This window comes from Streptomyces virginiae (assembly GCF_040638905.1).
GTDB classification, from domain to species: Bacteria; Actinomycetota; Actinomycetes; order Streptomycetales; family Streptomycetaceae; genus Streptomyces; species Streptomyces virginiae_B.
Genome location: NZ_JBEZYV010000005.1, coordinates 141,125 through 153,755, shown reverse-complemented (window position 1 = coordinate 153,755; position 12,631 = coordinate 141,125). Strand labels below are relative to the sequence as shown.

11 protein-coding genes are annotated in these 12,631 nt (G+C 71.4%); 7 read left to right on the top strand and 4 right to left on the bottom strand.

Annotated features, from left to right (window positions below; all coding sequences use genetic code 11):
- Positions 1 to 129: 129 nt before the first annotated feature.
- On the top strand, positions 130 to 2,328 hold the full coding sequence (locus tag AB0F82_RS10285; RefSeq protein WP_356814684.1) for an MMPL family transporter: 2,199 nt from the start codon (positions 130 to 132) through the stop codon (positions 2,326 to 2,328).
- Positions 2,329 to 2,407: 79 nt separating this feature from the next.
- On the opposite strand, the gene AB0F82_RS10280 is transcribed toward AB0F82_RS10285, so the two are convergent.
- Positions 2,408 to 2,800, bottom strand: coding sequence for an SsgA family sporulation/cell division regulator (locus tag AB0F82_RS10280; protein WP_362625497.1), 393 nt, complete (start codon positions 2,798 to 2,800; stop codon positions 2,408 to 2,410).
- Positions 2,801 to 2,967: 167 nt separating this feature from the next.
- Between AB0F82_RS10280 and AB0F82_RS10275 the strand changes: the two genes are divergently transcribed.
- The 4 genes from AB0F82_RS10275 (at position 2,968) to AB0F82_RS10260 (ending at position 6,911) form a co-directional block, all read left to right on the top strand.
- Entirely contained in the window at positions 2,968 to 4,029 is a 1,062-nt protein-coding gene (locus AB0F82_RS10275) for an energy-coupling factor ABC transporter permease (protein ID WP_362625495.1), read from the top strand.
- A gap of 1 nt (position 4,030) precedes the next feature.
- A complete protein-coding gene (gene cbiQ, locus AB0F82_RS10270; RefSeq protein ID WP_356814687.1) occupies positions 4,031 to 4,792 on the top strand; it encodes a cobalt ECF transporter T component CbiQ in 762 nt (253 codons plus the stop codon).
- On the top strand, positions 4,780 to 5,565 hold the full coding sequence (locus tag AB0F82_RS10265) for an energy-coupling factor ABC transporter ATP-binding protein (protein ID WP_362625493.1): 786 nt from the start codon (positions 4,780 to 4,782) through the stop codon (positions 5,563 to 5,565). Before cbiQ ends, AB0F82_RS10265 begins: the two co-directional genes overlap by 13 nt.
- A gap of 182 nt (positions 5,566 to 5,747) precedes the next feature.
- Entirely contained in the window at positions 5,748 to 6,911 is a 1,164-nt protein-coding gene (locus AB0F82_RS10260) for a serine hydrolase domain-containing protein (RefSeq protein WP_362625491.1), read from the top strand.
- A 138-nt stretch (positions 6,912 to 7,049) separates the two neighbouring features.
- Here the strand turns inward: AB0F82_RS10260 and AB0F82_RS10255 are convergent, their stop codons facing one another.
- Entirely contained in the window at positions 7,050 to 8,675 is a 1,626-nt protein-coding gene (locus AB0F82_RS10255; RefSeq protein ID WP_362625489.1) for a penicillin-binding transpeptidase domain-containing protein, read from the bottom strand.
- Between the two features lie 181 nt (positions 8,676 to 8,856).
- On the opposite strand from AB0F82_RS10255, the gene AB0F82_RS10250 reads away from it, so the two are divergent.
- Together AB0F82_RS10250 and AB0F82_RS10245 are read left to right on the top strand one after the other, a co-directional pair.
- Positions 8,857 to 9,396 carry a GNAT family N-acetyltransferase gene (locus AB0F82_RS10250; RefSeq protein ID WP_362625487.1) on the top strand — a complete coding sequence of 180 codons (540 nt, stop codon included), beginning with the start codon at positions 8,857 to 8,859 and terminating at the stop codon, positions 9,394 to 9,396.
- A gap of 451 nt (positions 9,397 to 9,847) precedes the next feature.
- Positions 9,848 to 10,537 carry a hypothetical protein gene (locus AB0F82_RS10245; protein WP_362625485.1) on the top strand — a complete coding sequence of 230 codons (690 nt, stop codon included), beginning with the start codon at positions 9,848 to 9,850 and terminating at the stop codon, positions 10,535 to 10,537.
- Positions 10,538 to 10,582: 45 nt separating this feature from the next.
- On the opposite strand, the gene AB0F82_RS10240 is transcribed toward AB0F82_RS10245, so the two are convergent.
- Positions 10,583 to 11,881, bottom strand: a complete 1,299-nt coding sequence (locus AB0F82_RS10240) for a flavin monoamine oxidase family protein (RefSeq protein WP_362625483.1) — start codon at positions 11,879 to 11,881, stop codon at positions 10,583 to 10,585.
- A 180-nt stretch (positions 11,882 to 12,061) separates the two neighbouring features.
- The gene (locus tag AB0F82_RS10235) at positions 12,062 to 12,403 is read right to left on the bottom strand and encodes a cupin domain-containing protein (protein WP_362625481.1); all 342 of its coding nucleotides are present in this window, start codon (positions 12,401 to 12,403) and stop codon (positions 12,062 to 12,064) included.
- Between the last annotated feature and the right edge of the window lie 228 nt (positions 12,404 to 12,631).

The following is a 12,631-nucleotide window of genomic DNA, read 5'->3' as shown; positions in this document are numbered from 1 at the left end:
TCCCCGTCCCCAGTCCCGGCATCCCGTGCCGGCTTGCTGCTCCTGACACGCCGCTCTCGTCGTCGGGCCGGCTCCCCACGCCCTGATCCCTCCGGATCCATCCCACGACCTGAACGGGAGAACCACGACGTGGCCACCTTCCTTTACCGACTCGGCCGGGGCGCCTTCAGGCGCCGCGGGCTCGTCGCCCTCCTCTGGGTGGCGCTGCTGTTCGCCGCCGGATTCGGCGCGGCCTCCGCCGCCGCCCCGACCTCCGGCTCGTTCTCCATACCCGGCACGGAGGCCCAGAAGGCCTTCGACCTGCTGGACAAGAAGTTCCCGGGCATGGCCGCCGACGGCGCCACCGCGCGCATCGTCGTCAAGGCCCCCCAGGGCGCGAAGGTCACCGACCCCGGCCCCAAGGCCGAGGTCGAGAAGATCGTGGGCGGGCTGAAGACCGGTCCGGGCGCGGAGCAGATCTCCTCCGTGACCAACCCGTACGAGACGCAGGCGGTCAGCCAGGACGGCTCCACCACCTACATCAGCGCCAAGTACACCGTCAGCGGCATGGAGCTGAAGGACGCCACCCGCGAGGCGCTCAAGGAGTCCGGCGACGGCGCCAAGGCCGCGGGCCTGAACGTCCAGATCGGCGGTGACGCCCTGATGGCGGCCCCCGAGACCGGTTCCGGCGAGATCATCGGCATCCTCGTCGCCGCGATCGTCCTCGTGATCACCTTCGGCTCGCTGGTCGCGGCCGGTCTGCCGCTGCTGACGGCGATCATCGGCGTGGGCATCGGCGTCTCCTCCATCACCGCGCTCGCCAACGTGCTGGACCTCGGCAACACCACCGCCACCCTCGCCACGATGATCGGCCTCGCGGTCGGCATCGACTACGCCCTCTTCATCGTCTCCCGCTACCGCGCGGAGCTCGCCGAGGGCCGCGCGCGGGACGAGGCCGCCGGCCGGGCTGCCGGAACCGCTGGTTCCGCTGTGGTCTTCGCCGGTCTGACCGTGGTCATCGCCCTGGTGGGCCTGGCCGTGGTGAACATCCCGATGCTGACCAAGATGGGCGTCGCGGCCGCGGGCACGGTGGTCATCGCCGTGCTCGTCGCGCTCACCCTGGTCCCGGCCATCCTCGGCTTCGCCGGCAAGAAGGTCCTGCCCGCGGGCGAGAAGAGCAAGCTGTTCGGCAAGGGCAAGCCCGCCGGCGCCGAGAAGAAGGCCAACGGCGGTACCCGATGGGCCCGGTTCGTCCTGCGCCGCCCCGTCATGGTGCTGCTGGCCGGTGTGATCGGCCTCGGCGTCATCGCCGTCCCGGCGAGCAAGCTGGAGATGGGCCTGCCGGACGACGGCGCCCAGCCGGTCTCCACCACCCAGCGCCAGGCGTACGACCTGCTGTCCGAGGGCTTCGGCCCGGGCTTCAACGGCCCGCTGATGGTGGTCGTCGACGGGAACAAGGCCCTCGCAGACTCCACCGTCGACCGGATCAAGGGCCTGGAGGGCGTTGCCGCAGTCACCCCGCCGACCCCCAACGAGGCCGGGGACGCCGCGGTGATCACCGTCATCCCGAAGGACCGCCCCTCCTCCACCCAGACCGAGGACCTGGTCCACGAGATCCGCGACGGCAGCGGCGACGACGTCCTCGTCACCGGCGCCACCGCGATGAACATCGACTTCTCGCAGAAGATGAACGACGCGCTGCTGCCCTACCTGGCACTCGTCGTCGGCCTCGCCTTCCTGCTGCTGATGCTCGTCTTCCGCTCGGTCCTGGTCCCGCTCAAGGCGGCCCTCGGCTTCCTGCTCTCGGTCGTCGCGGCCCTCGGTGCGGTCGTCGCGGTCTTCCAGTGGGGCTGGCTCGGCTCGGTCTTCGGGGTGGAGCAGACCGGTCCGATCATGTCGATGATGCCGATCTTCATGGTCGGCGTGGTCTTCGGCCTGGCCATGGACTACGAGGTCTTCCTCGTCACCCGCATGCGCGAGGCGTACGTCCACGGCGAGCGCCCGGGCCAGGCGGTCGTGACCGGCTTCCAGTACAGCGCGCGGGTCGTCGTGGCCGCCGCCGTCATCATGATCGCCGTGTTCGCGGGCTTCATCGGGGCCAGCGAGCAGATGGTCAAGATGATCGGCTTCGGTCTGGCCGTCGCGGTCTTCTTCGACGCCTTCGTGGTCCGCATGGCCATCGTCCCGGCGGTGCTCGCGCTCCTCGGCCACAAGGCCTGGTGGCTGCCCAAGTGGCTGGACCGGCTGCTGCCGAACGTGGACGTGGAGGGTGAGAGCCTGCGCAAGCACCTCGCCGAGTCCGCGCAGGGCGAGGGCCCGGACAAGGACCGCGAGCTGGTCAACGCCTGACCGCCGCGTCAGGACGGCCCGGCCCCGTACCCCCCGATCGACAGGGGAGTGCGGGGCCGGGCCCGTTGCGCCGGGCGGGCTAACGCGTGGCGGAGGCGGCGTACGTGCGGCGCAGGAAGCGGCGCAGGGCGGCGATGTCGAACTGCACCACCGCCACGCCCTCGGGGGAGTGGAACTCCACGATCGCCTGGACGCGGCCGCAGGGCCAGACGCGAACGTCCCCGGTCCCCGTAGGAGCCTGGAGGCCCGCTTCGAGCAGCGCCCGGGGGAAGACCCACTCGTTGTCGGTGCCCTCGGGGGACAGGTCGGCGGGGAAGACGATCCGCACGGCCAGGGGCTCGGCGGGGGTGAAGCGCAGGGCTACGGGGATCGCCCGGTAGAGGGGGTCGTCCGTGATCACACGGGCGCGGACCCGCTCTTCTACGGGGGCCGCGGTCGCGGTCGCTGGGAGATTCTCGGCGGGGGCTGACATCGACCAGACTCCTCGAATCGGAACGTACCCGTCCGTTTACCCTCCAGCCTCGCACATTCCCACGAAAACGCGCGACGCTATTTGTGGTGCACCCGCTCTTGCCAACGGTTTGCAACTGGGCATTACTCTTGAACGGTTAAAGACCGTAAAGAAGCGGAGCCCACTCCATGCATGTGCCCGACGGATTCATCAACGCACCCGTCTCGGTGGCCGCCGGAGTGGCGGCGGCCGCGGCGGTGGCCGTCAGCCTCCGCGGCGCCCGCCGCGAACTCGACGAGCGGACCGCGCCGCTCGCCGGACTCGTCGCCGCCTTCATCTTCGCCGTGCAGATGCTGAACTTCCCCGTCGCCGCCGGCACCAGCGGCCACCTGCTGGGCGGCGCGCTCGCCGCGATACTCGTCGGCCCCTACACCGGTGTGCTCTGCGTGTCCGTCGTCCTGCTGATGCAGGGCATCCTCTTCGCCGACGGCGGCCTGACCGCCCTCGGCGTGAACATCACCGTCATGGGCGTCGTCACCGTCGTCACCGCGCACCTGGTCTTCCGCGGCCTGCTCCGCGTCCTGCCGCCCACCCGCCGCTCCGTGACCGTGGCCGGCTTCGTCGCGGCCCTGCTCTCGGTGCCCGCCGCGGCCGCCGCCTTCACCGCCGTCTTCGCCGTCGGCGGCACCACCGACGTGCCCCTCGGCAAGGTGCTCGCCGCCATGGTCGGTGTACACGTCCTCATCGGCATCGGCGAGGCCCTCATCACCGCAGCGACCGTGGGCGCCGTGATCGCCGTACGGCCCGACCTGGTGCACGGGGCCCGCCGGCTGACCACGCCGCTGAAGCTGCGCGTCGACGGCGCGCTCGTCGACGCGCCCGCCGCGACTCCGACGCCCGCGGCCGGTGCCGCGGCCGGCTCGACGAAGAAGGTGTGGGCGACCGGCCTGGCCACCGCCCTCGTGCTCGCCGGGTTCGTCTCCTTCTACGCCTCCGCCAGCCCCGACGGCCTGGAGAAGGTCGCCGCCGACAAGGGCATCGACGAGAAGGTCGAGGAGCACGCCGCCGCCGGCTCGCCCCTCGCCGACTACGCCGTCGAGGACGTCGACGACGCCCGCCTGTCCGGCGGACTCGCCGGCGTCATCGGCGTCGGCGTCACCGTCGTCGCCGGCACCGGGATCTTCTGGGCCGTGCGCCGCCGCCGCACGGACGACATGACCGCCACCGCCACCTCCACCCCGGTCGCCTGACATGGGCGCCGGCCACGCCCACAGGCTCTACCGCCCGGGCCGCTCGCCGGTCCACGCCCTGCCCCCGCACTGCAAGCTCGCCGCGACCTTCGGCTTCGTCCTGGTCGTCGTGTCCACCCCGCGGGAGGCGGTGTGGGCCTTCGGCCTGTACGCACTCCTCCTCGCCGGCGTCGCGGCCGTGGCCCGGATCCCGGCAGGCCTCCTGCTGCGCAGGCTGCTCATCGAGGTCCCCTTCGTCGCGTTCGCCGTGCTCATGCCCTTCGTGGCCGAGGGCGAGCGGGTCGAGGTGCTCGGCATGTCGCTCAGCGTCTCCGGCCTGTGGGGCGCCTGGAACGTCCTCGCCAAGGGAACCCTCGGCGTGGCCGCGTCCGTCCTGCTCGCCTCGACCACCGAGCTGCGGGCCCTGCTGCTGGGCCTCCAGCGGCTGCGGCTCCCGCCCCTGCTCGTCCAGATCGCCTCCTTCATGATCCGCTACGGCGACGTGATCGGTGACGAGCTGCGCCGGATGTCCGTCGCCCGCCGCTCGCGCGGTTTCGAGGCGAGCGGAATCCGGCACTGGGGAGTGCTGGCGAAGACCGCCGGCGCGCTGTTCATCCGCTCCTACGAACGCGGCGAGCGGGTCTACCTGGCGATGGTCAGCCGCGGCTACGCCGGTTCCATGCCGGTGATCGACGAGGCCGTGGCCACGCGCGGCCAGTGGGCGTACGCGGCCGTGCTCCCGGTGACGGCCCTCGCCGTCTGTCTGATGGGATGGACCCTGTGACCGCTACCCCCGCCCCCGCCCCCTCGCTCGAAGTCGCCGGGCTGGCGTACGCCTATCCGGACGGCCACCAGGCCCTGTACGGCGTCGACCTGACCGTCGGGCGCGGCGAACGCGTCGCCCTGCTCGGCCCCAACGGCGCCGGCAAGACCACCCTCGTGCTGCACCTCAACGGCATCCTCACCGGCGGGGTCGGCTCGGTGGCCGTGGCCGGGCTCCCGGTGGAGAAGCGGAACCTGGCCGAGATCCGGCGCCGGGTCGGGATCGTCTTCCAGGACCCCGACGACCAGCTGTTCATGCCGACCGTGCGGGAGGACGTGGCCTTCGGACCGGCGGCGGCCGGCATGCGGGGCGCGGAGCTGGAGGAGCGGGTCAGGGCCGCACTCGACCAGGTCGCCATGGCCGACTTCGCCGACCGGCCGCCGCACCACCTGTCCTTCGGGCAGCGCCGCCGGGTGGCCGTGGCGACCGTACTGGCCATGCGGCCGGAGATCCTCGTCCTGGACGAGCCCTCCTCCAACCTGGACCCGGCCTCGCGCCGCGAGCTCGCCGACATCCTGCGCTCGCTCGACGTGACCGTGCTGATGGTGACCCACGACCTGCCGTACGCGCTGGAGCTGTGCCCGCGCTCGGTGGTCCTCAGCGAGGGGGTCATCGCGGCGGACGGCCGCACGCAGGACCTGTTGTGCGACGAGAAGCTGATGCGGGCCCACCGGCTGGAGCTGCCCTTCGGCTTCGACCCCCGTACGCCCCTTGTGGCGCACCCCTCGCACTGATCGGCGCCGGGACGCCTCGCGGCCTTCGGGCCGCTGCGTCGGACTCCGTCCGCCGGCCGGTATGCCGGGCCCCACGGGTCGCTCCCGGGACCCGGGAAGCAGGACCGTCCGGTCAGCGTTGCTCTGTGGCGTAGGGGTAGACGTAGGCGCCCTCGGCGTCGCGGCAGGTGGTGGGAGCAGACGTGGATGTCCGCGGGACGGTGGCGGAGGGCTTCGAGCCCGTCAGGGACGCGTTCGTACGCAACTTCGAGGTGCTCGGGGACCGGGGCGCGGCCGTGGCCGTCTACCGGGACGGCCGCAAGGTCGTCGACCTGTGGGGCGGCACCCGGGACGCCGACGGCACCGAGCCGTGGACCGAGGACACCGCGCAGATCGTCCGCTCCGCCACCAAGGGCGTGGCCGCCGCCGTCCCGCTGCTCCTGCACCAGCGCGGGCTGCTCGACCTGGACGCGCCGGTCGGCTCGTACTGGCCGGAGTTCAAGGCGGGCGGCAAGGAGAGGATCCTCGTACGGGACCTCCTGGCGCACCGCGCGGGCATACCGGCCCTGGACCGGGGGCTGACCCCCGCCGAGGCCGCGGACGGGGTGTCCGGGCCGCGCGCCGTCGCCGCACAGCGCCCCTTCTGGGAGCCCGGCACCGGGCACGGCTACCACGCGCAGACCTACAGCTGGCTGCTGTCCGAGCTGGTGCTCCGGGTGACGGGACGCACGCTGGGCTCCGTCCTGGCGGAGGACATCGCCGAGCCGCTCGGTGTGGACTTCTGGATCGGCCTGCCGGAGGCGGAGGCCGAGGCCGGCCGGGTGGGCCGGGTGGCCCCCGTCGACCCGCCGGAGAGCGCCGGGATGCTGAGGACCCGGCCGCGCAGGAACGTTTCGGAGGCGTACGCCGACCCCGGCTCCCTCACCCGCCGCGCCTTCGCCGCCATCGACCCGCTGCCTGACGAGAACGCCCCCGCGTACCGGGCCGCCGAGCTCCCCGCCTCCAACGGCATCGGCACGGCCCGCGCCCTGGCCCGCTTCTACGGGGCCACCATCGGCGTGGTCGAGGACGGCGCGCGGATCTTCACCCCGGCCACCACCGGACTCGCCGCCCGCGAACACTCCTCGGGCCCGGACCGGGTACTGGTCGTCAACACCCGCTTCGGCGCCGGCTACATGCTGCACGGCCCCGCCTCGCCGCTGCTCTCGCCCGCCTCCTTCGGCCACCCCGGCCGCGGCGGCTCCCTGGCCTTCGCCGACCCGGAGGCCGGCATCGGCTTCGGCTACGTCACCAACGCCCTGGCCAAGTCGGTCACCGCCGACCCCCGCGCCCAGGCCCTGGTCCGGGCCCTGCGGTCAGCCCTCTGACCGGCCGGGGACCTCGCGTACGGCGGCCACGGCGGCCACGGCGGCCACGGCGGCGCCGGCGGCGCCGGCGGCGCCGGCGTGGCCGACGAGGTCGCCGACCCAGGCGCTCAGCGCCTCGGCGAAACGGCGGCCCCGGCGTCAGCGCGCGTTCAGTACCGCCGCGACGATCGGGCCGGCCGCCTCGCCGCCGTGGCCGCCGCCTTCGACCATCGCGGCCGCGGCCACGTCGCCGCTGAAGCCGGTGAACCAACTGTCCGGGCTGGCGTCGGCGCCGCCGACCTCCGCCGAGCCGGTCTTCGCGCCCTTGTCCGAGCCGCGGACCGGGGCCATGGCCTCGCGGGCGGTCCCGCTGGTCGCCGTCAGCTTCATCATGCCGACGAGCTGTTGCTGGACGGAGGACTTCATCCGGCGCTCGGCCGTCGCGATCGTCCGGCCGTCGAGCTCCGGCGAGACCAGCAACGGCTGGCGGAACACACCGGTGCGGGCGGTCGCCGTGATGGACGCGACGTTCAGGGGGTTCATGGTGATCTGGCCCTGCCCGATGTACGCGGCGGCGGCCGAGGCGCCCGTCGCCGGGGGGACCTTGCCGTCGGTGGACTTGATGCCGGTCTTCCAGTCCAGGCCGATGCCGAAGACCTCCGTGGCCTCCTTGGGCAGTGCGGAGTCGTCGTCGACGGGCTTTATCTGTTTGATGAAGGCGGTGTTGCAGGACCGGGCGAACGAGGTCGCGAAGCTGGTACCGGGCGGCAGGTCGAAGTTCTTCAGGTTGTGGAACTCCCGGCCCCACGTCACCGTCTTCGGGCACTCCGCGGCCTTGTCGGCGGCGACCAGGCCGCGGTCCATCAGCATCGCGGCCGTCACTATCTTCATCGTCGATCCGGGGGCCCGGTTGCCCCTCATCGCCGCGTTGAAGCCGTCCTTGCGGTTGTTCGCGACGGCCAGGACGTGCCCGCTGCTCGGCTGCACGGCGACCACCGAGGCCTCCGGAAACTTGCCGACCGCCGCTTCCGCCGCCGCCTGCACCTTCGCGTCCAGGTACGTCTTGAGGGTGCTCGGCTCGCCCTCGACCAGTGTCAGCAGGGTCCGCTTGGGAGCGTCCTTCGCCGCCGGCTCGATCCACACCTCGGCCCCGGCCCTGCCGCCCGCCCTGGTGCCGTAGTTCTGGCGCAGCTCGTCCAGGACCTGGCGCAGCGAGGGGTACTTCTCCGCGGTCAGCTCCTCGCCGTTGCGGTCGACAGCCTTGACCGGCGGGCTCGCCGGCGCGCCCGCGCGCAGCTTCTCGTCCTTCTGCAGCTGCGGGTGGATCACCGAGGGCTGCCAGTCGACCAGGGGCTTGCCGCTGGTCAGGCCGCGCACCACCGTGAGCTGGGAGTCGTAGGCGAGGGGCTTGGTCGTGCCCTCGTAGGTGATCTCCGCCTCGACCTTGAAGGGCACGGTCGTGCCGTTCGCCCTGCCGGGGGTGATCACGGCCTTGGAGACGTACGCCTTCGTCCGGAACTCCCCGACCGCGCTCTGCGCGGCCGCGGCGTTGTTGGTCAGGTCGGCCGCTCCCCGCTCGTCGCCGGCCGCCCATGCGGCGAGGAAGGCCTTCGCGGCCGCCTCGGCCTCCTTCTCCTTGACCGGGCCGGTGCCTTCGGACAGGGCGGAGACGTCGTCCCCGTCCCCGCCGCCGTCCCCGACCAGCGCGTACACCCCGTATCCGGCACCGCCGACCATCGCGAGGAACACCCCGCCGATGATGGCGCCCTTTGCTGCCCCGTTCACTGTCGTCCTCCCCCATGGTCACGGCCCTCTGAACGCGTTCAAAGAGCCCTTGGCTCCGACCTTACTCTGTGGAGTCGCGCGGTGTGCAGTTGTTACCGGACCGGAATGTGCGGGAGGCCGCCGCCGAAGGTCCGCCCCCAATTCGCTTGGGAGCGGCCGGTGTTCGCCCTAGAGTGCGCCCGTGGAGCTCACTTACCGGCGGTTCGACCCCTCCGAGGGCGATGCCCTGGTCGCCTTCCTCACCGCGGACACCTGGCCTTTCCACGGCGCGGCCGTGGTCGGCCCCGACCAGGCGCGGCGCTGGGTCGCGGACGGCCGCTTCGACGGCGACGACACCAGGACCTTCTGGATCGGCGACGGCGACGACATCCTCGGCCTGGTCCGCCTGATGGACCTCGGTGACGGCACGCCCGTCTTCGATCTGCGCATTCGCACCCGTTACCGGGGCCGGGGCATCGGCGGCCACGTCCTGAACTGGCTGACGGCGTACCTGTTCGCCGAGCTCCCCCGGATCCTGCGCATCGAGGGCACCACGCGCCGGGACAACGCGGCGATGCGCCGCACCTTCCGGCGGTGCGGCTACGTCAAGGAGGCCCACTACCGGGACGGATGGCCCGGCGCCGACGGCACGGTCCACGACGCGGTCGGGTACGCCGTCCTGCGACGGGACTGGCTCACCGGTACGACCACGCCGCCCGCCTGGGACGACGAGCCGTCCTGACCGGTCGACATGCATGCGCCAGGGCTGTGTTCCAGCGTCGGAGGGCGAGGGCGACCGATGCGCCGAGCCGCGCCCTTGGAGCCTCGCGCCCCTGGAGCCCCGCTGAGCGCCGCCCAGGGCCAGATCGGTAACCGGACCAGCTGCGTGTCGAGTCTCGTAGCGGTCGGCGCGAGCAGGACGCGGCGAACTCCGCCTGCGAAGCCTCCCGCTGACCCGGACGGCGAAGGGCCCGACACCTGATGTCGGTGCCGGGCCCTTCGTTTCGCGCCGCTAGCCCCAGGTGTCCAGCCACATGCGGCCGCGCCAGGAGTCCATGGGGAGGGTCTGGCCCGTGTAGATCGGCCAGAAGTAGACGTCTCTGACGTTGCCAAGCGACACCTGAAATCCTTGCCGTGCGGGCTGATCAGTGGGTCTGCGCTGCGGGCGGGGCTTGGCACGGTAGGAGTGGGTGATGACCGCTTCTGGCTCTGCCCGTGAGGTGCCGGCGTCGAGTGGGTGGGAGCCCCGCCTGTACTGGCGCTGGATCGCGTACAACTCGATCGCATTCGTCATCGTCCTGAGCGTGGGCATCGCGCTGGCACTCCTCGGAGGTGACGTGCTGCACCTGAGTCTCGTCAGCCGCCACGTGTGGGTCGCTCTGGTGATCGCGACACTGGGAGCCTTGCTGTTCGGGGGTGTCCTCGGCACGCTGCAGTGGCTCGTCGTGCGGGAGCGGGCGGCCATTGCCCGCAGGGCGTGGGTGACGTCCAACATCGGCCCGGCGCTGCTGGCCTGGCTGCTGGTGATCATGCCCGCCGTGATCGGCGCCCAGAAATCGGACCAGGACGTGTCCATGGCCTACCTCCTGGCCGCCAGCCAGAGCCTGGCCCTGGGGCCCCTGCTCGGCCTGTCGCAGTCGCTCGTACTGCGCAAGGTCACCACACGCTGGAAGTGGTGGATCGGCGCCAACCTGGCCTCATGGCTCATCGTCGACGTCGCCCTGCTCCTGTTGTCGCGGCTGTCCGGCGGCCTCGACGTCCTACGGGGCGACGGAGCAGTGGCCGAGGTCTACCTCTCCCTCATCGCCACCACGCCACTCACCGGCCGAGCCCTGCTCTGGGTTCTCGCCCCATCCGCCCTGACCGTCACCGAGGACCCGTAGCCGAATCACGGCGGCGGCGCCCGAAGCAGGCGCCGCCGCCGGTGATCAGCTCGTCAGGTAGTTGTCGATGTCGCGGGCGGAGCGGTAGCCGCTCTCGATCGCCCCGTCGATGAAACCGCGCCACACGGTCGCCGAGTCGGCGCCCGCGAAGAACAGCCGCCCTTCGGTGGTGCGCAGGTCCGGCAGCACCTTCGCCAGCTGCCCCGGCCTAAAGATGCACCACGTGCCGAGCGCGAGCGGGTCGTTGCTCCAGTCCCAGCCGACGATGCTCTCCACCTCGACACCCGGCAGGAGCGGCTGCAGCGCTGCCTGCATGCCCTGGACGTCGTCGAACTGGGGCATCTGCAGCTTGTCCGGGTTGGCGGAGAACACGATCAGCCACGAGCCTTCCGAGTCGTGGGTGTAGGTCACCAGATAGTTCACCGCCTGGGCTTCGGGGGCCACGATGCTGACGTTGCCGATGTCGCCCTTGACGCGGACGAAGCACTTCCTACCGGCACCCGCGTGCCGGTCGGCCGATGCGGTCCTCTTGATCTCGGACAGCTCAGGTTCGAACTTCACGCTGTTCAGGACGTTCATCGGCAGCGCGATCAGGGCGGTCGGAGCGCTCACGGTCTCGCCGTTCTCCAGCTCGACCTGTACTCCGCCGTCGGTCTGGGCGACGCGCCGCACGGGCGAGTTGAGGCGGATGTCAGCCAGGGTGGCTTGTCCGGCGATGGAGTTGATCAGCTCCCGTGTCCCCTTGACCAGCTTCGTCTGCGACAGGGAGGCCATGGCCTGCGCCGCGCTGTACCCGGCCAGGGCGTGGCAGCGGAAGATCTCGGAGGCGCCGGACTTCTCGAGGGGGCCGAACGCGATCAGGCAGCACATCCCCTCCACCCAGTCATGCAGCACCGGCTCGGTCTTGAAGGAGTCGAGCAGGTCACGCATCGACCGTCGGCCCAGGCCGTCCGGGTCCGAACTCACCGTTTCCAGGAAGGGCTCCGGGAACAGACTCATGCCCGGGGCGCAGAACTCGTCGAACGCCTCCAGCGCCCGCTCGAGGTCCTCGTCGGACAGGTCCACGACGCGGCCGTCGGAGACGACCGCCTGCCGCAGCCCCTCCAGCACCGGGAACGTCTCCGTCTCGACCTCGTAGCGGTCGACCTCCGACCACACGTGCGGCTGCAGAGGGTGGACCCACGTGCCGCCAAACTCCATCGGATGCCCGCCGTGATCCTTCGTGTACGTGCGGCCGCCCAGGCGGTCACGCGCCTCGACCAGCACCGCCCGTCGCCCGCGCGCCGACAATTCACGCGCGGCCGTCACCCCGGCAAAACCGCCGCCCACGATCACGACATCCACTTCAGAATCTGACGTCGCCACGTTCTGCTCCCTTACTTTGTCTGGCCTGACTCGCGAGCCACTATCCGGGAATGGGCGGCAGCCCGTCGCGCGCCACGCTTTGCCTGCATCTCGTGTCTTCTCGATTGATCTCCTGTGGGTACGCCGACGCCGGTGTCACGCTGCGCACAGTTCCGGTTCTCAGCCCACGACGAAGAACTTCACGAACGGCGACCGGGTTCTCCAGGTGGCCGCGAACCCGGCCGGGAAGGAATAGATACCCCCGGCGACGACCTCGATTTTCTCGCCGTCCGGGGTTTCCAGCTCGGCCTCACCCTCGATCACGTGGAACGTGTCGGTGGCCGCGGGCTTGTAGGGGAACTCCGCACCCTCCTCGGGGCCGATCCTCCACAGCCCCGACACCTGGCCCTCCTCCGCCTGGACGAGCCAATGAATCTCCCCCGTCTCCCGACCGTCCTCAACGTAGGGCTCCCACGACTGGGCCGTTACCGATGAGCTTGCATAACCCGCAGAGTTAGTCATATTTCCCTCCACAGGGAGTGAGGTCGACATTTGCCCGCTAGCGATAGCGGTGTCGAAGAGCAGATCGTTCGTTCCACGGCCGGCGGCGCCTCTACCCTGAGTGGATTGACCACTGATTCGCCGGTGGATCTTCTAGTGGGTTGCGCACCCCTCCCACACCAACGTACCCACGGTCGGGGCTTTGAGCCCGACGGAGGTCTTGGGCCGTCTGTGGGCCGTCGGGGGGCA